Genomic DNA, 21,723 nt, shown 5'->3' with positions numbered 1-21,723 from the left:
CCCCCCCCCCCCCCCCCCCCCCCCCCCCCCCCCCGCTGCTTTTTCCGCACACCCCGATTCTCGTGCCGCACACCCCGATTCTCGTGCCGCACATTCCGATCGGCCGATCCACATCCCGATTCGCTTATCCACGTCCCTATCGGCGGGGAAAGGAATGACCGATGACCCAGACACAGGACCGGTCGCCAGCGTTACTGGCGCATTGGGACCCGGAGGACGAGCGGTTCTGGCGGGAGACCGGCGCCCGGGTGGCCCGCCGTAATCTCGTGGTCTCCGTCGTCAACGAACACATCGGCTTCTCCGTCTTCACCCTGTGGTCGGTCCTCGTGCTGTTCCTGGGACCGGACACCGGATTCTCCTTCAGCGCGGCGGACAAATTCCTGCTCATCAGCACGCCGACCGCGGTCGGCGCCCTGCTGCGCCTGCCCTACGGCTATCTGGTGACCCGGTTCGGCGGGCGCACCTGGACGGTGTTCGCCGGACTGATCCTGCTCGTGCCGACCGCGCTGGCGGCGGTGTTCGTGCGCCTGCCCGGCACGCCGCTGTGGGTGTTCGTGCTGGTGGCGGCCACGGCCGGACTCGGCGGCGGGAACTTCGCCTCGTCGATGTGCAACATCCACGCCTTCTACCCGCGCCACCGGCAGGGCTGGGCGCTGGGCCTGAACGCCGGCGGCGGGAACCTCGGCGTCGTCACCGCCCAGCTGGCCGGGCTCGCCGTGCTCGCGGTGGCCGGCGACACGCACCCCGTCTACCTGGTCTCGCTCTACATGCCGCTGATCGTGCTCGCCGCCGTCGCCGCCGCGCTGTGGATGGACGACCTGCCGACGCTGCAGCACCAGGGATCGGCGCAGCGGGCGGCGCTGCGCACCAAGCACACCTGGATGCTGTCCCTGCTGTACGTGACGACGTTCGGCTCGTTCATCGGCTACGGCTTCGCTTTCGGGCTGGTCCTGCGGGAGCAGTTCGGCTTCACCGCGCTGCAGGCCGCGTCCGTGACGTTCCTCGGCCCGCTGCTGGGATCCCTCGCCCGCCCGCTGGGCGGGCGCTGGGCGGACCGGTGGGGCGGTGGCCGGGTCACGCTGTGGATGCTGCTGGCGATGACGGCCGGGAGCGCGTTCCTGTACCTGGCCACCGAGGCGTCCTCGCCCGTCGCGTTCGTCGTCGCCTCCACCGTGCTCATCGTCTTCGCGGGCGTCGGCAACGGCTCCACGTACCGGATGATCCCCGAGGTGTTCGCCGACCGGGCGGACGGCGCGGAGCACTCGCCCGCGCAGATCTCCGGCGCCGTGATCGCGATAGCCGGCGCGGTGGGCGCGCTGGGCGGCGTGCTCGTCAACCTGGCGTTCAGGTTCTCCTTCGGAGCCGCCGGCTCGGCCGGGCCGGCCGTCGCGGGGTTCGTCGTCTTCTACGCGGTCTGCGTGCTCGTGGTGCGCGCGGTCTACCTGCGCAAGGACCGGCCGGGCAGCACCGGCCGCACGCGCCCGGAACCGGCGTGAGGAGCCGACGATGACACGCACGCACTGCCCTTACTGCGCGCTGCAGTGCGGGACCAGGCTGGAGGTCTCGCCCCAGGGGCTCGTGGTCTCCCCGGACGAGGACTTCCCCGTCAACGCGGGCCGCCTGTGCATGAAGGGGTGGACCGCCCCCCGGGTGCTGTCCGCGGCGGACCGGCTGACCTCGCCCCTGATGCGGCCCCGGCCGGGGGCGGAGCAGCGGCCGGTGGCGTGGGAGACGGCGCTGGACCACGTCGGCGCCGAGCTGCGCAGGATCGTCTCCGCGCACGGCCCGGACGCGGTGGCCGTCTTCGGCGGCGGCGGGCTGACCAACGAGAAGGCCTACGCGCTGGGCAAGTTCGCGCGGGTGGCGCTGGGCACCTCGCAGATCGACTACAACGGGCGGTTCTGCATGTCCTCGGCCGCGGCGGCCGGACAGGCGGCGTTCGGACTGGACCGGGGCCTGCCCTTCCCCGTGACCGACCTGGCCTCGGCCGAGGTGGTCCTGCTGGCCGGGGCGAACGTCGCCGAGACCATGCCGCCGCTGATGCGGCACCTGGACGGCGCCGACCTCATCGTGGTCGACCCCCGGCGGTCGGCGACGGCGGAGCGCGCGGCGCTGCACCTGAGCCCCGCCCCGGGAACGGACCTGGCGCTCGCCCTGGGCCTGCTGCATGTGGCGGTCGCGGACGGCCGCCTGGACCGCGACTACGTCGCCCGGCGCACGAGCGGCTTCGACCAGGCGTGGCGGCACGCCGCCGAGTGGTGGCCCGAGCGCACCGAGCGGGTCACCGGAGTCCCCGTGGCCGACCAGTTCGCCGCCGTGCGCATGCTCGCCGCGGCGAAGCGCCGCTACGTCCTCACCGGCCGCGGCGCCGAGCAGCACTCCAAGGGCACCGACACCGTCTCGTCCTACGTCAACCTGGCGCTGGCGCTGGGCATGCCGGGCCGCGAGGGCTCGGGCTACGGGTGCCTGACCGGCCAGGGCAACGGGCAGGGCGGACGGGAGCACGGGCAGAAGGCCGACCAGCTCCCCGGCTACCGCAGGATCACCGACCCGGCGGCACGCGCCCACGTGGCCGGGGTGTGGGGCGTCGACCCCGCCGGCCTGCCGGGAGCGGGCCCCAGCGGCTACGAGCTCCTGGACTCCCTGGGCCGGCCGGGCGGGCCGCGGGCGCTGCTGGTGTTCGGATCGAACCCGGTGGTCTCGGCGCCCGCGGCCGCGGAGATCACCGCCCGGCTCGCCTCGCTGGATCTGCTGGTGGTGGCCGACTTCGTGCCGTCGGAGACCGCGCGCATGGCCGACGCGGTGCTGCCGGTGACGCAGTGGGCCGAGGAGGACGGAACCATGACCAACCTCGAAGGGCGCGTGCTGCGGCGCCGCCGCGCGATCGACCCGCCGCCGGGCGTGCGCAGCGACCTGTGGGTGCTGCGCGAACTCGCCGTCCGGCTCGGCCGGCCCGGGCACCGCTTCCCCGACGACCCCGCCGAGGTCTTCGCCGAGCTGCGGCGCGCCTCGCACGGCGGGCCCGCGGACTACTCGGGCATCGAACCGGAGGCCCTGGACGACCCGGCGCAGGCGGCGCACTGGCCCTTCCCCGCCGGCGGTACCTCGACGCCGCGGCTGTTCCTGGAGCGGTTCGCCCATGCCGACGGGCGCGCCCGCTTCCGGGCGGTCGGCCACCGCGACGCCGCGGAGCTGCCCGACGGCGGCTACCCGCTGCACGCCACCACGGGCCGGGTGCTCGCCCACTACCAGAGCGGGGCCCAGACCCGGCGCGTCCCGGAGTCCGTGGAGGCCGACGGGGAGGCGTTCGTGGAGGTCCACCCCGACACCGCCCGCCGCAACGGGCTGACCGCGGGCTCCCTGGCCCGCGTCGTCTCCCGGCGCGGCGCGACCGTCGCCCGGGTGCGCACCGTGGCCTCGCTGCGCACCGACACCGTGTTCCTGCCGTTCCACTTCCCCGGCGCCGGAAGGGCCAACCTGATCACCAACCCCGCGCTGGACCCGGTGTCGCGGATGCCGGAGTTCAAGGTCTGTGCCGTACGGCTGGAGCCGCTGGGCTCGGGCGTCACGACCGGCAGTGGTGAGCGGTGAACCGCATCGTCATCGCCGGCAACGGGCCCGCCGGGCACCGGCTCGCCGAACTGCTGCGCACCCGCGCCCCCCGGGCCGCCGTCACCGTCCTGGGGGCGGAGGCCGAGCCCGCCTACAACCGGGTGCTGCTGCCCTCGGTGATCTCCGGAAAGCTCTCTCCCGAGCAGACGTACCTCGCCGGCCACGAGGGCGGCGCCGTGACCGTCCGCAGGGGAGCCGCCGTGACCGGGATCGACCGGGAGCGGCGCACGGTGCGGACCGCCGACGGGCTGCTGCACCCCTACGACGAGCTCGTGCTGGCCACCGGCGCGCGCTGCTTCCTGCCGCCCCTGCCCGGCCTGACCGGTGCGGACGGCGAGCCCGCCGACGGCGTGGTCGCCCTGCGCACCCTGGCCGACTGCCGGCGCCTGGAGGACCTCCTGCCGCGTGCCGGCAGCATCGTCGTCCTGGGCGGTGGCGTGCTCGGCCTGGAGGTGGCCCGGGCCCTCGGCGACCGGGGCCACGCCGTCGACGTGGTGCACATGGGCCCGCATGTGATGGAGCGTCAGCTCGATGCGCCCGCGGGACGGACGCTGGCCGCCGTCCTCGAACGCCTCGGCATCCGCATCCACACCGGCCGGGCGGCCGCCTCCCGGACCGGCGGCCGGCTCCTCCTCGACGACGGCAGCGCCCTGCCCGCCGACCTGGTCGTCGTCTCCGCAGGCGTCCAGCCCAACACCGAGCTGGCCCGGGCCGCCGGGCTCCGCGTCGGCCGCGGCATCGTCGTGGACGACCACATGCGCACCAGCGACCCCCGCATCCACGCCCTGGGCGACTGCGCCGAGCACGCCGGGCTCGTCCCCGGCCTCATCGCCCCCGCCTGGGAACAGGCCGAGACCCTCGCCGAAGCCCTCACCGGCGGCGACCGGCCCTACACCGCCACCCGTACCGTCACCCGCCTCAAGGCTCGCGACGTCGACCTCGCCGTCATCGGCGACGGCAACCACGCCCTGCCCGGCGCCGAGGTCGTCACGCTGGCCGACCCGGCCCGCGGCCAGTACGCCCGCCTGGCCCTGCGGGACGAGCGCATCGTCGGCGCCATCCTGCTCGGCTTCCCCGCGTCCGTGGCCGCCGTCAGCCAGCTCTACGACGCCGGCGCGCCCACACCCGTCGACCGGCTCGCCCTGCTGGCCGGACGGGCCGTCGCAGCGCGGACCGACGCTCCCGGGGACCTCCCGGCCGAGGCCGTCGTCTGCCGCTGCAACAACGTCACCAAGCGGGCGCTCGTGGCCGGCTGGCGCGCCGGAGCCCGTACACCGGAGGCCCTGGCCCGTACGACCCGGGCCTCCACCGGATGCGGCAGCTGCGCGGGCGCGGTGGACGGCATCTGCCGGTGGCTGAGCGCCGCGCGCGAGGCCGCTGACGCGTCCGCCGTGCCCGCGGGCGAGGCCTTCGCACCGGCGGCGCCTCCCCGGCAGGAACAGCAGCCGCTGCCCGAGCTCCTCACCCGCTGAACCGGTCCCGAGCCCGATCTTTCAGAGAAACCCTCATCGCGACACTCACAAAGCGACACCTCCTAGGAGCGGCCGTGTCCAAGGTCCTGGTAATTTCCGGCAGTCCGTCTCCGACCTCCAAGACCGAGATGGTCGGTGACCTGGTGGCGGAGCGGCTGGCCGAGTACGAGTGGAACGCGGCCCACCTGAGGCTCCGCACGCTGCCTCCGGCGGCGCTGCTCGGTGCGGACGTCTCGGACCCCGCGATCGCCGAGGCGGTCGGGCAGGTCGCCCGGGCCGACGGGATCGTGCTGGCCACGCCGACCTACAAGGCGAGCTACTCCGGCCTGCTCAAGGTCTTCCTGGACCTGCTGCCGCAGTTCGGCTTCACCCGCAAGGTCGTGCTGCCGCTGGCCACCGGAGGCAGCACGGCGCACGTCCTCGTGCTCGACTACGCGCTGCGGCCGGTCGTGCAGTCGCTCGGCGCGCGGCACGTCGTGCAGAGCTTCTTCCTGCTGGACAAGCACCTGGACCGCAGCGGCGGGAAGCCGAGCGTGCTCCCGGAGAGCACGGAGATGCTCGCCGACGTGATCGAGCAGTTCCGCAAGGCGCTGATCGCGGCGCCGTGACCCCGGGGACGGTCCCGCCCGGCGGCCGGGTGCGTCAGCGCTGGGCGACGAACGCCTTGCCGGCCTTGCTGCCGGCGGAGCAGGAGGCCTTCTCCGCCGACGTCATCTTGCGGGTCTTGACGACCACGGCGTTGCTCTGTCCGTCCGTGCCGTTCTTGGCCGGGCCGGTGATGGTGTCGGGGATGTACCAGTAGTAGTGGCCCCACTTGGGGCTGTCGTAGTGGGTCTGCCAGGTGCCCGAGACGGTCTGCATCACCTGGGCGCGGGAGATCCAGCCCACCTCGCCGGGCTTGACCGTCATGTTCAGGGAGCTGTTCTCCTCGTGGGAACTCGACCAGGAGTGGCCGTAGTTCGCGGTGACGCTGACGTCGACGATGCCCGCGATCTTGCCGCCGGCCGTGACGGAGACGCCCACGGAGTCGGTCGAGCCGACCGAGTCGGACCAGCCCATCGACTGCGTGGCGTCCGAGGTGCTGCAGTTGTAGAGCGAGTTGGACACCTGGCGGAAGTCGCCGAGGAAGGCCTTGCCGAGCACCGGGTCGTTGAAGCTGCACTTCCCTTCGCCCGACGCGCAGTCGGCTATGAGCTCCTTGCGGGTGGGCTCGTCGGCGGCGGCCGCCGGCAGGGCCGTGGCCGCCAGCATTCCGAGCGCGGCCGCCGAAAGGGCCGCCAGTCTGGCGCCGTTGCGCATGACGCGTGTGGTCAACGTGATCCCGTGCCTCTCAACTTGCTTGATGGAACCAGGGGTTCCGGTGGTGATCCCGAGACTGGTGCATGGATTGGGTCAACTACACCAAGGGTTGGTAAAGTTCTAGTTGATCATGAAATGTTCCACTTGGTGCACCTTTCTCCCGGTAACCCATGCAGCTCCTTATGCAACTTGTTGCAAAAGGGTGGGCGGTGTTCTAGAACTGGAGGGACGACACCGCGAGGAAGGTCCCCGATGAGCCCGTCCAGCCAGGCCACCCCGTATCCGCACCTCCTGCGCCCGCTCGACCTCGGGTTCACCACGCTGCCCAATCGCGTGATCATGGGGTCCATGCACGTCGGCCTCGAAGAGGCCGAGCGGGGCTTCGAGCGGATGGCGGCCTTCTACGCCGCCCGGGCCCGCGGCGGCGCCGGGCTGATCGTCACCGGCGGCATCGCCCCCAACGACCAGGGGCGGCCGTGGGCGGGCGGGGCCCGCCTGGCCACCGCGGCCGAGGCCGGGGAGCACCGGGTCGTGACCGACGCCGTGCACCGCGAGGGCGGCCGGATCGCCCTGCAGATCCTGCACTTCGGCCGGTACGCCCACCACCCCGGCCTGGTCGCGCCCAGCGCCGTGCAGGCCCCCATCAGCCCGTACGTCCCGCACGCCCTGACCGACGAGGAGGTCGAGGCGACCGTCGAGGACTTCGTGCGGACCGCGGAGCTCGCCCGCGACGCCGGCTACGACGGCGTCGAGATCATGGGCTCCGAGGGCTATCTGATCAATGAGTTCATCGCGGCGGCGACCAACCGGCGCACCGACCGCTGGGGCGGCTCGTACGAGAACCGGATCCGCTTCCCCCTGGAGATCGTCCGGCGCACCCGCGAGCGCCTCGGGCCCTCCTTCATCCTGATCTACCGGCTCTCGATGCTCGACCTCGTGCCCGGCGGCTCCTCGCTGGACGAGGTGATCACCCTGGCCCGCGAGGTCGAGGCGGCCGGCGCCACGATCATCAACACCGGCATCGGCTGGCACGAGGCCCGCATCCCGACCATCGCCACGTCCGTGCCGCGCGGTGCGTACGCCTGGGTGACGAAGAAGGTCATGGGGTCCGTCTCCATCCCCCTGGTCACCACCAACCGCATCAACACCCCGGAGATCGCCGAGCAGCTGCTCGCCGGGGGCCACGCCGACCTCGTGTCGCTGGCCCGCCCCTTCCTCGCCGACCCGGACTTCGTCGCCAAGGCCCGCGAGGGCAGGGCGGACACGATCAACACCTGCATCGGCTGCAACCAGGCCTGCCTCGACCACACCTTCAGCGGGAAGATCACCTCCTGCCTGGTCAACCCGCGCGCCTGCCACGAGACCGAGCTCGTCCTCACCCCCACCCGGCGCCGCAAGCGCATCGGCGTCGTCGGCGCGGGTCCCGCCGGGCTCGCCTTCGCCGTCTCGGCGGCCGAGCGCGGGCACGACGTGACGCTCTACGACGCCGCCGCGGAGATCGGCGGACAGCTCAACGTTGCCAAGCGGATCCCGGGCAAGGAGGAGTTCGGCGAGACCCTGCGCTACTTCCGCACCCAGCTGGCCCTGCACGGCGTGGACGTCCGCCTGAACACCACCGTCACCGCCGCCGACCTCACGGACGGCGCCTACGACGACATCGTGCTCGCCACCGGCGTCACGCCCCGCACCCCCGGCATCCCCGGCACGGACCACCCCCGCGTCGTCGGCTACCTCGACGTCCTGCGCGACGGGGCCGTGCCCGGCGAGCGCGTGGCCGTCGTCGGCGCCGGCGGCATCGGCTTCGACGTCGCCGCCTTCCTCACCGACAGCGGCGAGGAGGCGAGCCTCGACGCCGGAACGTACTTCCGCCACTGGGGCGTCGACACCGACTACCGCGCGCCCGGCGGGCTCGGCGAGGCCCGCCGGCCGAAGCCGCCGCGCACCGTCCACCTGCTCCAGCGCAAGACCACCAAGGTCGGCGCCGGGCTCGGCAAGACCACCGGCTGGATCCACCGCACCGAGCTCAAGCACCGCGGCGTGACCATGCTCGCCGGCGTCACCTACGACCGCATCGACGACGCCGGACTGCACATCACCGTCGACGGCGAGCCCACCGTCCTGCCGGTCGACACCGTCGTGCTGTGCACCGGGCAGGAGCCGCGGCGCGAGCTGTACGAGGAGCTGCGCGCGGCCGGGCGGTCCGTCCACGTCATCGGCGGCGCGGACGTGGCCGCCGAGCTCGACGCCAAGCGGGCCGTCCGCCAGGGCACCGAACTCGCGGCCGTGATCTGACGGGGGTCCGGGGAGGACGCACCGGGGCGTGCCCATGGGGCCCGGTCCCCGGGTGGGGCCCGGTCCCTAGGATGCGGGCATGTCCCTCCCGCACGCGATCCTCACCGCGCTCCTCGAGAAGCCCTCCTCGGGACTGGAGCTCGCCCGCCGCTTCGACCGGTCGATCGGCTACTTCTGGTCCGCCACGCACCAGCAGATCTACCGGGAGCTCGGGAAACTCGAGGAGGCCGGGCTGATCCGCGCCCTGCCCGCCGGCGCCCCCGCCCGCGGGCAGAAGAAGGAGTACGAGGTCCTGCCCGCGGGCCGGGACGCGCTCAGCTCCTGGGTCTCGGGGGCGGACGACCCCCGGCCCGTCCGCGACCCGCTCCTGCTGCGCATGCGCGCGGCGGCCGTCGTCGGCGCGGGCGGCCTGGAGGAGGAGCTGCGGCGCCACCTGGAGCTGCACCGGCGCCAGCTCGCGGAGTACCGGGCGATCGAGGAGCGCGACTTCCCCCCGGAGCGCGACGGCGAGGAGGACCGGCTGCGCCACGTGGTGCTGCGCGGCGGCATCGGCCTGGAGACCTTCTGGACCGAGTGGCTCGCCGAGGCCCTCGCGACGCTCGGGAGCCCGCCTGCGGATCCGGCCGGCCCCGCCCCGTCCGGGCCCGCTCCCGAACCACCGTTGTAAAGTGCGAGAACCGCCCCTGACCCGCAGCAAGCAGGCAGGGAGCAGACATTCCAGGAGTTCTCCATGCAGCGCACCATGCTCAAGTCCAAGATCCACCGCGCCACCGTCACCGGCGCCGACCTGAACTACGTGGGGTCGCTGACCCTCGACCCCGTGCTGATGGAGCAGGCCGACCTGCTCCCCGGCGAGCAGGTGCACATCGTCGACGTGAACAACGGCTCGCGGCTCGTGACCTATGTGATCGAGGGCGAGCGGGGCTCGGGCGTCGTGTGCATCAACGGCGCCGCCGCCCGGCTCGTCGCCCCCGGCGACATCGTGATCGTCATCGCCTACGCCACGGTCGAGGACGCCGAGGCCCGCGCGCTCAAGCCGCGCGTGGTCTTCGTCGACGGCGACAACAAGGCGATCAGCGTCGGCGACGACCCGTCCGCCTGAGCCGGCCCCTGCACCTCGGGCCCCGGCCCCCGCACCGGCCGGGGCCGCCGCCCCGCTGACTTCCCGGTCAGGACGTCCGCGTCCGGCCCGACAGGCCGAGCCGGAGGTGGACGAGGCGCGCGAGGTCCGCCACCGTGCCCTCGCTGCGCAGGACTTCCATCGGCGGGATGTCGATGTCGTACTGCTGCCGCAGCGTGACCAGCAGCTCGGTGCCCATGAGGGAGTCCATGCCGTACTCGTCCAGCCGGCGGTGGTGGTCGAGCGCGTCGGCGGGCAGGTGCAGGACGGCGGCGAGCATTCCGGCCAGGGAGTCGGCGAGCAAGGCCAGCGCATCGTCGGGGGAGAGGCGGGCGAGCTGCTCCAGGAGCTCCTCGTGGGAGCGCGAACCGCCCTCGACGAAGGTGGGCAGGAGGTCGACCAGGCGCGGGCTGTTGACGGTCGGCAGCAGCCGGTGCACGGCGGCCCAGTTGACGCGGCCCGCGTAGCAGTGCTCGGCGCCGCTCGCGAGGACGTCCTCCGCGACGGCGAACGCCTCCTGGACGGTGACCTGTTCCAGGCCGGCCTTCGCCATCAGACGGGTGAGGCCGTTGCGTTCCACGTAGCCGGTGCCGCCCAGCGATCCCCACGCGAGGGCCGTGCCGGCCAGCCCCTCCCGGCGGCGGCGCCGGACCAGGGCCTCCAGGTAGAGGTTGGCCGCCGCGTAGGGGGCCTGGCCGATGTTGCCGACGGCAGCGGCCAGCGAGGAGTAGACGACGAACAGGTCCAGGGGCAGGTCCCGGGTCACGGCGTCGAGGACGGCCGCGCCGGCCGCCTTGGGGGCCAGGACGGCGCGGACGCGCTCGTCGTCGAGGCCCGTCAGCGGGGCGTCGTCGAGGTGCATCGCCGAGTGGACCACGCCCCGCACGGGCCGCCCGGCGGCGGCCGCCTCCTCCACGATGCGGCGGACGGCCCGCGGGTCGGTGACGTCGGCCGCGTGGGCCCGGGCCGTGACGCCCCGCGCGGCCAGCTCGGCCAGCAGGGCGGGCGCCTCGGGCGACTGCTCGCCCCGGCGGCCGAGCAGGGCCAGGTGCCGGGCGCCGCGGTCGGCGAGCCTGCGGGCCGTCGCCGCCCCGAAGCCGCCGAGCCCGCCGGTGACCAGGTACGTCGCCCCGCCGTCGAGTGCGGGCGTGCGCCGCCGGCGCTCGACGGTCAGGGGTTCGTCGAGCGGGTCGAAGGAGACGACGACCTTCCCGACGTGCCGGGAGTGCTGCATCAGCCGGAACGCCTCGGCGACGCGTGCCGCCGGGTGCACGCTGTGCAGGAGCGGGCGGTAGCGCCCGGTCCGCACGAGCGTGCTCACCTGCCGGAACTGGTCCCTGGCCAGCTCCGGTTCGTGCAGCAGCGCGGTCAGGTCCACGGCGAAGAAGGAGACGTTGCCGCGGAAGGGGCGCAGCAGCAGGGGCCTGTTCTCCTCGATGTCGCGCTTGCCCAGCTCGACGAAGCGTCCTCCCGGCCGCAGCACCTCCAGCCCGCGGCCGATCGCCTCGCCCGCGAGGGAGTTGAGGACGACGTCCACGCCGCGGCCGTCGGTGAGCTCCCTGACCTCCTCGGCGAAGGCCAGGCTGCGGGAGTCCAGGACGTGCTCGGCGCCGAGCGTGCGCAGCAGGTCGCGCTTGAGATCGTTGCCGGCGGTGGCGATGACGCGGGCGCCGCGCCGCCGGGCCCACTGCAGGGCCGCGAGTCCCACGCCGCCCGCGCCGCCGTGCACCAGGAGCGTTTCGCCGCGGGCGAGCCGGGCCAGGTGTCCGAGGCCGTAGTGGACGGTGAGGAAGGCGACGGGCACGGTGGCGCCCGCGGCGAAGCCCATCGTCCCAGGCAGCCGCCCGACGGCGTGTTCGGAGGTGCGGGCGTGGGAGCCGAAGGCGCAGGGCGCCGCTGCGAAGACCCGGTCGCCGACGGCGAGGCTCGTCACCCCCGGCCCGGTCGCGGTGACGACGCCCGCGCACTCCATGCCGGGCCGGGAGCCGAAGTCTCCGAGGCGGGCGTCCTGGGGCAGCAGGCCCACCGTCTGCATGAGGTCACGGTAGTTGAGGGCGGCGGCCCGCACGCCGATGACGACTTCGCCGGGCCCGGGCACGGGCGGCTCGGTCTCCACCCACGCGAGGTCGTATCCGAGCCCGGGGTTGCGCACCTCCAGGGCGAAGGCGGGCACCTCCGTGCTGCCGGCCCTGCCCTGGGGAGCGGCGGCCGTGTCGTCGACCATGCGCGGTACGAAGCGGCCGCCCGCGGTGAGGGCGATCTCGTCCTCGTCGGTGGGGGTGAGCAGTTCGCGGGCGAGCCGGTGGGCGTCCTCGGCGACATCGCCGGTCCGTTCCAGCGACAGCCGCCTGACCGTCACCCCGGGGTGCTCGTTGGCCAGGGTGCGACCGGCTCCCCAGACGGCCGCGTCGTGCGGGGCCAGCGGCCGCTCGGGGCGGGGCAGGGCGCCGGTCGGCCGGGTCACGAGCCACAGGTGCGGGCGCCGGTCGTCCGGCAGCCCCTCGCAGGCGGCGGCGAAGGCGCGCAGGACGGCCGTCCGCCGGGTGGTCACGTCCAGGAGCTCCTCCGGGCCCGGGTCCGCGGACTCGCCCGGTCCGCCGTCGAGCAGCAGGACGACCGTGACGTCGTTCCCGCGGTCCAGGAGCCGGGCCCACTGCTCCGCTGCGCGCGGTGCGTCGGGGCAGTGGGTGACGCGCCCGCCGCAGGCCGCCTCCAGGAGGCCGGCCACGGCGGCCGCCGCCCCGGCGTCCTCCGTGCCCTCACCGGCCACGACCCAGTCCCGTGCCGCGCTGCCGCCCGGCAGGGGCGCGTGCGCCGCGACGCCGTCGGGGGCGGCGGCCAGCAGCACCGACAGCTCGGCGGGCGAGCCGTCGCGGCGTCCGTCGTCGGTCTGCGTGACGTCGGTGAAGCCGCAGCGGCGCAGCAGCTCCGGCCACCGGGCGGCGGGCAGCAGCACGGAGTCCGGGCGCAGTTCGCGGTCGCGGGCGTGCCAGAAGCTCTCCAGCGTGCCGAAGAGCGGGGCGAGCAGCTCGGCGTCGTGCAGTTCCATGGCGAGCAGGTGGCCGCCGGGGGCCAGCAGGCGGCGCAGCCCCGTCAGGGCGTGCACCAGGTCCTTGGCGGTGTGCAGGGCGTTGGCGGCCACGATCAGGTCGAAGCAGCCCGCGGCGGGCCCCTGCCCCACGGGGTCCCCGTCGAGGTCGAACGTCGCGTACTCCATGAAGTCGTGGTCCGCGAAGCGTTTTTCGGCGCGCGCGACGAGGAGCGGGGCGACGTCCGTGAAGCAGTAGCGCGTGCGGTCCGCGGGGAGGACGGGCAGCAGGGCCGCGGTGGTGCCGCCGGTGCCCGCCCCCACTTCGAGGACGCGCAGGGGCCGGTCGGCGGGCCACCGGCCGGCGATCTCCCGGGCGAGCGCCTGGAGCAGCCGGTTGTGGAAGCGCATGGTGGGGGCGATGTCGTAGAACTGCTCGATCCGTTCGCGGCCGCCGTCGCCGAACAGCAGCTCCAGGGGGTCGGCCGTGCCCGTCAGGAGTTCTCCGTAGTGCGCGGCGAGGGAGGCGATCAGGGCGATTTCGGCACCGGCCGCGGGGACGTCGCGCACGAGCCGCCGCACCCGGTCCGTCAAGGGGGTGCCGGCCCGGGCCAGGAGCCATCTGCCGTCCCCCGCCGGGACGACGGCGTCGCCGTACCGGTGCGCGATCGTCAGCAGATGGGTCAGCAGGCGCCGGTGCGCCGGCAGGGCGCCCCCGGCGATCAGGTCGTCGACGGCGAAGGGTGCCGTCGGGTCGGGCAGCACACCGGTCACGGCCGCGCCGACGCCGGCGGCGTAGCACTCCTTGAGCCGGCGCGGGTCGGGGGCCGTGCGCGAGCGGCGCCAGTCCTCGCGCAGCCGGGCGATCCGCGGGGCCGCCGCGGCCAGGATCCCGGCCGGGGGCGGCAGCGGGGAGCGCCCGGCCGGCACGTGCGCGTGGGGCGCGGCCCGCATGACGAGGGAGATGCGGCTCAGGGGAGTGGTCCGCGTACGGTCGAGGCGGCGCAGCCGGCAGCCCTCCAGCTCGGCGGTGACCGTGCCGTCGGCGTCGGTGACCGTCACGTCCCAGCAGACCTCGGTGCCGGTGCGGCTGCGCTCGCGCACGTGCACCGCGCCCTCGGGTGCGGGCCGTTGCCAGACGCGGGCGGCCTCGACGGCGCAGGGCAGATAGCCCTGCCGCCCGTCCGCCATCAGCTCCGTGATCAGTGGCAGTCCCGCCTGGAGGGCGCCGTCCAGGAGCGAGGGGTGGGCCTCGTAGCCGTCGGCGGGCTCGTCGTGGCGGTACGTGGCGAGCGTCTCGCCCGGCCCCACGCGCACCTCGCGCAGGACGCGGAACGCGGGCCCGTACTCCAGGCCGACCGCGTGCAGGGTGCGGTAGTGCTCCTCGCCGCTCACGTGCCGCTCGCACCGCTCCCGCACGGCGGCGAGGTCGACCGCGCCGGGCCGGCGGCGCATCAGACGCCGGACCTGCCCCCGTGCGTGGATCTGGGGCGGGCCCCCTCGTCCCTTGCCGCTCGCGACGGTGACGATGCCGTCCTCTGCGGAGAGCGTGCACTGCACGTGCAGGCTGCCCGGGTCCTCCCGGGGGACCACCAGGGCCCGGAACAGTTCCAGGGCGCGGACCTCCGCAGGGGCGTCCCACACGCGCCGCCCGGCCGCCAGCGCCATCTCCACGTAGCCGGTGGCCGGGAGGATGACCGCGCCGGCCAGGGTGTGGTCGGCCAGCCAGGGGACGAGCACCGGCTGCAGGGGGCCGCGCCAGGCCGGCTCGGCGAACGGCGTCCGCTCTCCGAGGAGGGGGTGGTCGTAACCGCCGTCGCCGTCCGAGCCGGTCCAGGCCCCGGGCCTGCCGTTCCAGTGCCGCTGCCGCTGCCACGGGTACGCGGGCAGGTCCGCGACCCGGCCGGCGACGGGGAAGGGGACGCTCCGGTCCGTCCGGGCCCCGGCCGCGACGAGCCGTGCCACCGCGGTGAGCAGCTCCGACGGTCCGTCACCGCCCCGTGCCAGGGTGGGCACGACGGCCACCGGCGCGCCGCCGCGGAACGCCGCGCGCAGGTGCGGGCACAGGACGGGGTGCGGCCCGATCTCGGCGAACACGTCGAACTTCGCGTCCCGCAGGTACTCGACGGCCGCCCGGAAGGCCACGGGCTCGCGCACGTTGCGCCACCAGTACGCGGCGTCCAGCGCCGTCCCCGCGACGGGGCGGCCGGTGACGGTGGAGACCACCGGGATGCGGGCCGGGCCCGGGCGCAGCCACTGCAGCGCGGCCTTGAGCGGCTCCTCGACGGGGTCCATGGCGCGGCTGTGGAAGGCGTACGGGACGCCGATGTCCCCGCAGACCGTGCCCTTCCCGGACAGGTCCGCGGCCAGCGCGGCCAGGAGCTCCGCCGGGCCGGAGACGGTCACGTGCCGGTCGGAGTTGACGCAGGCGACCTCCAGGCCCGGGTGGCGGGCGGCCGCCTCGGCCGCCTCCCGCGGCGGCAGCTGAACGGCCAGCATCCGGCCCGTCCCGGCCGTGCCGGCCTGGGCGCTGCCGCGCACGGCGACGAGCCGGGCCGCGTCCTCCAGCGACAGCGCCCCCGCGACGTGCGCGGCCGTGATCTCCCCGACGCTGTGGCCGAGCACGGCCGCCGGGACGACGCCGTGCCGCCGCAGCACCTCCACGACGCCCACTTGGACGGCGAACAGCAGGGGCTGGGCCACCTCGGTGGCCGCGATGCGCTCCTCCAGGGCGGGATCGGTCAGCGACCGCGCGACCGACCAGCCCAGGTGGGGCGCGAACGCGGCGTCCGCGGCCAGCACGGCGCTGCGGAAGCCCGGGTCCGCGGCCAGCAGGTCCGCTCCCATCCCGGCCCACTGCGCCCCGTTGCCGCCGAAGGCGAAGACGACCCGGCCGTCGGCGACGGCCTGCGCGACGGCGCCGTCCGAAGGGGCGGCCGCGCTTTCGGACCGGCCGGCCGCGTCACCTCCGGAAGCGTTCACGACGGACGTCGGGCCGGCGGTCCCCTCCGTCCGAGGCGCTGCACTCGTCGGCCCACCGGCCTGCGTCGCCGTCCCTCGGGCGCGGGTTGCGGCCCCGTCAGGCCCGGCGGTCGCCCCCGTCACCCGGGGAGGCGTGCCCTGCGGCGGCGCCCCCGTGTCCTCTGCCTGTGCCGCCGCCGCGTCCGGCCGCTCCTCGTCCACCGGTCGCGCCACGAGCCGCGTCAGCCGGTCCGCCGCCTCGCGGGGTGACGCGGCGAGGACGACCGCACGGTGCGGGTGCAGGCCGCGGCGCAGGGACGCCGTCCACGCCAGGTCGTAGAACTCCTCCGGCCGGGCGGCCGACAGCCGTTCGGCCGTGCGCCGGACCGCTTCCCGCAGGGCCGCCGCGGAACGCGCCGAGACCACGACGGGGCGCACCCCCGGCGGCGGCGTCTCCCGGGCGGCCGGCTCCGGCGGCGGGGCCACGACGACGTGGGCGTTGGCACCGCCGAAGCCGAAGGAGTTGACCCCCGCCACGGACCGCTCGCCCACCTCGATGCGCAGCGCCTCCACGGCCGGCCGCAGCCGCAGGCCGGAGAAGTCGATGTGCTCGCTGGGCGGCGTGGCGTGCAGGGTCGCGGGGACCACCCCGTGGTGCAGCACGAGCATGGCCTTGAGCAGCCCCGCCATGCCCGAGGCGGGCTCCAGGTGCCCGAGGTTGGACTTCACCGAGCCGACCGGCAGGTCCTCGCGGGTGCGGTGCACGCCCAGGGCCCGGCCGACGGCCAGGCACTCGGCGGGATCGCCGGCGGGGGTGCCGGTGCCGTGCGCCTCCAGGTAGACGACGTCGTCGGGGTTCACGCCGCACCGTGCGTAGACGTCCCGCAGCAGTCGTTCCTGCGCGTGCGCGCTGGGCAGCGCCAGGCCCATCGTGCGGCCGTCGCTGTTGCAGGCGCCGCCCGCGAGCACGGCGCGGACGCGGTCGCCGTCCGCGAGCGCGTCGGAGAGTCGTTTCAGCACGACCACGCCGCCGCCCTCGGCGCGCACGTAACCGTCGGCGCGGGCGGAGAAGGGCCGGCAGCGGCCGCTCGGGGAGAGCATGGCGGCCTGGCAGAAGCCCACGAAGTGGTACGGGCTCAGCAGGAGGTTGACCCCGCCGGCCAGGGCGCACCGGCTCGTGCCGTCGAGCACCGTCCGGCAGGCCTGGACGAGCGCGACGAGCGAGGAGGAGCAGGCCGTGTCCACGATCATGCTGGGCCCGCGCAGGTCCAGGACGTGGGAGATGCGGTTGGCGGCGATGGAGGAGGCCGCCCCCGACATCGTGTACGCGTTGACGTCCTCGGCCAAGAACATCTGCAGCGCGCCGTAGGAGTTGTCGGAGATGCCCACGTGGACGGCCGTGTCCGAGCCGGCCAAGGCGGCGGGAGCGATGCCCGCGTCGTCGCACGCCTCGACCGCCAGCTCCAGCAGCAGCCGCTGCTGGGGGTCCATCTGCGCGGCTTCCTTGGGCGAGATCCCGAAGTGGTCCGCGTCGAACGAGGCGATGTCGTCGAGGAATCCGCCCGCGCAGGTGTAGCTCTTGCCGGGCCGCGGCCCGGCCGGGTCGACGAAGCGGAAGGCGGGGAACCGCCCGGCCGGCACCTCGGTGACCAGATCCCGCTCCCGGGACAGCGCCTCCCAGAGCGCGTCCGGCCCGCTCACCCCGCCGGGCAGCCGGCAGGCCGCCCCCACCACCGCGACCGCCCGCTCCGCCGTCCGTCCGTCCCAGTCCATCGGCCGTCAACTCCCTGCGGAAAAGCGTCGGTTGACCACATCCGGCACGACGACTGTGGGGGAGGCGCGGGCGCGGGAGGGACGGAACGGGGCGGCGTCACCCGCGGGAGCGAACCAGTAGATCAGACCTTCCGATGCACAAATGTTTCTTTTCTTCCTGCAACCGTACAAGCGTATGGATCATCTGTAGAAGCGAAGGCCACATCCAGAAGCCAGAAAGGTCGTCTCACCGTGCACGTCGGACCGGGTCGTCGCTCCGCCCTGTGGGCATCCGTCGCTCTCATGGGCTCTCTGGTGCTCACCGCCTGCTCGGGAGGTTCCGGCGGGGGCGACGCCGATGCCGGTGCGGAGCCGAAGATCACCGTCACGCCCGGCGAGGGCAAGGACGTCAAGCTCGGCTCGCAGATAGCCGTCAAGGCCGAGGGCGGCAAGCTGACCGAGGTCGAGGTCAAGGACGCCAAGGGCGAGAAGGTCACGGGGCGGCTGGGCGACGACGGCGCCACCTGGACCGCCGACGGCAAGGTCGGCCCGCAGAACACCTACACCGTGCGGTCCAAGGCCAAGGGCGGCAAGAACGGCAAGGGCAAGGAAGCCACCTCGACCGCCACCTTCACCACGCAGGCCGCGCCCAGCGTCAACAAGCTCACCAACACCCCCGGCAACGGCCAGACCGTCGGCACGGGCATGCCCGTCTCGATCCTCTTCGACCACCCGGTGGACAAGAGCAAGCGCGCCGAGATCGAGAAGTCCCTGACCGTCACCTCGACGCCCAAGGTCGAGGGCGCCTGGGGCTGGGTCAAGGACTGGTCCGGCCAGGACCGCATCGACTGGCGGCCCAAGACCTACTGGCCGTCGGGGACCAAGGTGAACGTCAAGGGCCTGCTGGCGGGCGTCGACTCGGGCGAGGGCGGCTGGTTCGCGAAGAACTACGCCTGGGACTTCTCCATAGGCGCCGACCACAAGGCCGTCATCGACGTCCCCTCGCACACCCTCACGATGCTGGAGAACGGCAAGCCCGTCGGCACCATCAAGGGCTCCGCGGGCTCCCCCGTCGACCCCACCCGCGGCGGCATCCACACCGTCCGCAGCAAGAACGCCGACGAGACGATGGACTCCTCCACCATCGGCCACGGCAACGAGTGGATGCTCGACTCGAAGTGGGTCACCCACCTGACCGCCTCCGGCACCTTCCTGCACTCGGCGCCCTGGAACCAGTCCATCGGCGTGGAGAACAACAGCCACGGCTGCTTCGGCATGACGACCTCCGACGCGAAGAAGGTCTACGACTTCCTCCCCATCGGCTCCACGGTCGAGGTCAAGAACACCACCAGCACCAAGGTCACCGACCCCGGCAACGGCCTGTCGGTCTGGCAGGAGAGCTGGGAGCAGTGGCAGAAGCGCAGTGCCCTGAAGTAGCGCCGGGGGTACGGTGGGCGGCGATACTTTCCGGCCGTCCGTGAGGTGCGGGGCGCGTGCGTGACGACTGCGCCCCGCAATGCCGTGACCAGCGCAGCGGGGCGCGTGGCGCGTGGAATAAGGCCGGTGTCCTATGCAGCGGGCGGCAAGTGCGCCCGACGGCCCCAATGCACCCATGGAACATATGGTTGTCGTTTTAATGGCTGTGCCAAGGGGGCAGCACTCTGCCAGGCCCGCCCGGGAACGCAGAGGGGCGGAGCGGACGCTCCGTGCAGGCCGGGCCCGAACCGCGAAGGATCGAGATCGGCTCAGCACGGCCCTGAAGGAGGCTGGCCTCGATGCCACAGGACATCGCCCTGGACATCCCTTTCCCCAAGCGGCTGAATCCCTACGTGGAGGTGGCGCGGGCACGCAACGAACACTGGCTGGTCTCCACCGGTCTGCTCAGCAGCCCGCAGAACCTCGAGCGGTACCGCACCTGGCACATCGACCGGCTCGCCGCCGGCTTCCTGCCCGGAGTCGGCGTCAACGACCTGACGTTCGGCCTCGCCGTCCAGAGCTTCTTCTTCTTTTTCGACGACCTCTTCGACAGCGGGCTCGGCGAGGACCCCGCCGCCACCTACGAGATCTGCCATGAAATGGCGGCGCTCGCCCGCCAGGAACCCGGCTCGGCCGGCATCACCCCCTCCTTCCCGCTCGCGCGCGTCTGGACGGAGCTGTGGCTCCAGGCCCAGCTGGGCATGTCGGCCGCCTGGCGGGCGAGGGCCGTACGGCACTGGGAGGAGTACTTCCTCACCTACGTCTCCGAGGCCGTCAACCGCAGGAGCGGCACGGTCCTCGGCATGGATCCGTACATGAACCTGCGCCGCCTCGGCATCGGCAGCGAGGTCGTCGTCGACGTCTCCGAGCGCTGCGGGCACTTCGAGGCGCCGCCCGAGATGCACCAGAGCATGTGCGTCCTGGAGGCCCGGGCCATCACCGCCGAAGTCGTCACCCTCACCAACGACCTCCACTCCCTGGAGAAGGACCTGGCCAACGGCGAGCTCAACAACGCCGTCCTGCTGCTCGGCCTGGAGCACGGGTGCAGCCGCGACGAGGCGATCGTCCACGTCCAGCGCATGATCCGCCGCCGCACCACCCGCTTCCTGCAACTGGAGGCCGAGGCCGACCGGCTCTGCGAAGTCTTCGGCCTCTCCCCCGAACAGCGCGAGCACACCCGGCTCTTCCTCGACGCCAACCGCGCCTGCATGCGCGGCAACCTCGACTGGAGCAACGACAGCGGCCGCTACAGCGAGATCGGCGTCCTGCACGTCAACCGCTCCCGGCGCATCGAGGACGTCGTCGCCCGGACCGCGGACTGACGGCCGCCCGCGGGCGCAGCGCTCAGCGGGCGGCCGGGCCCGGCCCGTCCAGGAGTTCCAGCTCCAGCAGCCATTCGACGACCTCGGTGCGGTGCCGGGCCTCGCGCGGGTCCGCACCCCACACGTACAGACCGTGCCCTGCCACGACCACTGCGGGCATCCGCGGTACGCGGGCGGCCGCCAGCCGGTCGCCCAGCACCCGCATGTCCTGGCTGTTGCCGATCACCGGCAGGACGACCGGCCGCCCGTCGGCCGGCAGTCCTAGCCCCTTCAGCATCTCCAGGTCCCGCAGCACGATGCCTGCCGGACGGCGGCGGGCCATCGCCACCGACGCGACCGTGTGGACGTGCACGACCGCACCCGCGCCCGTCAGCCGCACCACGCGCGCGTGCAGCGCCGCCTCCGCCGACGGCCTGCCGCTCTCCACGGCCGTGCCCCGGCCGTCGACCAGCACCACGTCCGCGGCCGTCAGCTCGCCCTTGTCGATGCCGCTCGCCGTGACCGCCAGGCGCAGCGGATCCCGGCCCGTGACCACCGACAGGTTCCCCGACGTGCCGCGCATCCAGCCGAACGACGCGAAGCGGGCCGCCTCCGCGGCCAGCACCGCGCCCGCCTCCGCCACGTCCAGGAGCCCCTCGCCGGCGCCGGTCACGGCCCGCCGCCCGTCCGCGCGACCTCGATGCCGGCGAACGAACCCGCCTCCGGGTGCCCGCCCGTGCCCTGCGCGTAGTACGGCTCGCCCGGGCGCCGCACGCCCGCCGTGAGCCAGCCCGCCGCCCGCGCCGCGTCCAGCTCCGCGGGCCGGTCGGAGAGGAACAGGGTCCGGCCCGGCGCCGCCCCGATGGCCTCGGAGATGGCCCGGTACGAGCCCGGCGACTGCTTCGGCCCGGCGTTCTCCGTGTCGTACAGCCCGTCCACCAGCGGCAGCAGATCGCCCTGTGCGCTGTGCCCGAACCACGCGCGCTGCGCCGCCACCGACCCGGAGGAGTACACGTGCAGCCGCACGCCGCACGCGTGCCACCGCCGCAGCGCGGGCACCACGTCCTCGTAGAAGTGCGCGACGAGCTCGCCGCGGGCGAACCCCTCCGACCACACGATGCCCTGCAGGGTCTTCAGCGGCGTGGCCTTGCGGTCCTCGTCCAGCCAGGAGGTGAGGACCTGCACGATGCGCGGGGCGTCCGCGGCCGGCTCTCCCACGAGCGCGCGGACCTGCTCGGCGGCGCGGCGGACCGCGGGCTCGGCGGCCCGCTCGGTGAGCAGGGAGCCGAGCCTCCTGCGCGCGTAGGGGTAGAGCACGCCGAGGACGAAGTCCGTGGCGCTCGTCGTGCCCTCGATGTCCAGGACCACGCAGTCGGCGGCGAACCGCAGGCTCATGCCGCCCTCCCGTGG

Annotated in this window: 13 protein-coding genes; 9 read left to right on the top strand and 4 right to left on the bottom strand. The window is 74.2% G+C overall.

Going from position 1 to position 21,723, the window contains the following annotated elements; genetic code table 11:
* Window positions 1-161: 161 nt before the first annotated feature.
* The 4 genes from ACSNOG_RS15795 to ssuE all read left to right on the top strand — a co-directional run bounded on the left by ACSNOG_RS15795 (window position 162) and on the right by ssuE (window position 5,692).
* Window positions 162-1,496: an MFS transporter gene (locus ACSNOG_RS15795; protein ID WP_436753282.1), complete on the top strand. Its 1,335-nt coding sequence runs from the start codon at window positions 162-164 to the stop codon at window positions 1,494-1,496.
* Window positions 1,497-1,506: 10 nt separating this feature from the next.
* The gene (locus ACSNOG_RS15790) at window positions 1,507-3,591 is read left to right on the top strand and encodes a molybdopterin oxidoreductase family protein (RefSeq protein ID WP_436753281.1); all 2,085 of its coding nucleotides are present in this window, start codon (window positions 1,507-1,509) and stop codon (window positions 3,589-3,591) included.
* The gene (locus ACSNOG_RS15785; RefSeq protein ID WP_436753280.1) at window positions 3,588-5,084 is read left to right on the top strand and encodes an FAD-dependent oxidoreductase; all 1,497 of its coding nucleotides are present in this window, start codon (window positions 3,588-3,590) and stop codon (window positions 5,082-5,084) included. The genes ACSNOG_RS15790 and ACSNOG_RS15785 overlap by 4 nt, the downstream gene beginning before the upstream one ends.
* 74 nt (window positions 5,085-5,158) lie before the next feature.
* Window positions 5,159-5,692 (top strand): NADPH-dependent FMN reductase, encoded by a 534-nt coding sequence (ssuE, locus tag ACSNOG_RS15780; RefSeq protein ID WP_436753279.1) that lies wholly within the window; start codon window positions 5,159-5,161, stop codon window positions 5,690-5,692.
* 34 nt (window positions 5,693-5,726) lie between these two features.
* Here ssuE and ACSNOG_RS15775 read toward each other — a convergent pair whose 3' ends face one another.
* Window positions 5,727-6,383, bottom strand: a complete 657-nt coding sequence (locus ACSNOG_RS15775; protein WP_436753278.1) for a hypothetical protein — start codon at window positions 6,381-6,383, stop codon at window positions 5,727-5,729.
* Between the two features lie 252 nt (window positions 6,384-6,635).
* On the opposite strand from ACSNOG_RS15775, the gene ACSNOG_RS15770 reads away from it, so the two are divergent.
* The 3 genes from ACSNOG_RS15770 to panD all read left to right on the top strand — a co-directional run bounded on the left by ACSNOG_RS15770 (window position 6,636) and on the right by panD (window position 9,777).
* A complete protein-coding gene (locus ACSNOG_RS15770; RefSeq protein ID WP_436753277.1) occupies window positions 6,636-8,675 on the top strand; it encodes an FAD-dependent oxidoreductase in 2,040 nt (679 codons plus the stop codon).
* Between the two features lie 79 nt (window positions 8,676-8,754).
* Window positions 8,755-9,342 (top strand): PadR family transcriptional regulator, encoded by a 588-nt coding sequence (locus ACSNOG_RS15765; RefSeq protein WP_436753276.1) that lies wholly within the window; start codon window positions 8,755-8,757, stop codon window positions 9,340-9,342.
* A gap of 63 nt (window positions 9,343-9,405) precedes the next feature.
* On the top strand, window positions 9,406-9,777 hold the full coding sequence (panD, locus tag ACSNOG_RS15760) for an aspartate 1-decarboxylase (RefSeq protein ID WP_436753275.1): 372 nt from the start codon (window positions 9,406-9,408) through the stop codon (window positions 9,775-9,777).
* Window positions 9,778-9,844: 67 nt separating this feature from the next.
* On the opposite strand, the gene ACSNOG_RS15755 is transcribed toward panD, so the two are convergent.
* Entirely contained in the window at window positions 9,845-17,557 is a 7,713-nt protein-coding gene (locus tag ACSNOG_RS15755) for an SDR family NAD(P)-dependent oxidoreductase (protein WP_436753274.1), read from the bottom strand.
* 282 nt (window positions 17,558-17,839) lie between these two features.
* Between ACSNOG_RS15755 and ACSNOG_RS15750 the strand changes: the two genes are divergently transcribed.
* Both ACSNOG_RS15750 and ACSNOG_RS15745 read left to right on the top strand, forming a co-directional pair.
* Entirely contained in the window at window positions 17,840-18,973 is a 1,134-nt protein-coding gene (locus tag ACSNOG_RS15750; RefSeq protein ID WP_436753273.1) for an Ig-like domain-containing protein, read from the top strand.
* A 338-nt stretch (window positions 18,974-19,311) separates the two neighbouring features.
* Window positions 19,312-20,334 (top strand): terpene synthase family protein, encoded by a 1,023-nt coding sequence (locus ACSNOG_RS15745; protein WP_436753272.1) that lies wholly within the window; start codon window positions 19,312-19,314, stop codon window positions 20,332-20,334.
* Window positions 20,335-20,356: 22 nt separating this feature from the next.
* On the opposite strand, the gene mtnB is transcribed toward ACSNOG_RS15745, so the two are convergent.
* Together mtnB and mtnC are read right to left on the bottom strand one after the other, a co-directional pair.
* Window positions 20,357-20,986, bottom strand: coding sequence for a methylthioribulose 1-phosphate dehydratase (gene mtnB / locus ACSNOG_RS15740; protein WP_436753271.1), 630 nt, complete (start codon window positions 20,984-20,986; stop codon window positions 20,357-20,359).
* Window positions 20,983-21,708 (bottom strand): acireductone synthase, encoded by a 726-nt coding sequence (gene mtnC, locus ACSNOG_RS15735; RefSeq protein ID WP_436753270.1) that lies wholly within the window; start codon window positions 21,706-21,708, stop codon window positions 20,983-20,985. The genes mtnB and mtnC overlap by 4 nt, the downstream gene beginning before the upstream one ends.
* Window positions 21,709-21,723: the final 15 nt, after the last annotated feature.

Source organism: Streptomyces sp. URMC 124, from assembly GCF_051386455.1.
Taxonomy (GTDB): domain Bacteria; phylum Actinomycetota; class Actinomycetes; order Streptomycetales; family Streptomycetaceae; genus Streptomyces.
This window is presented reverse-complemented; position numbering and strand designations above follow the sequence as displayed.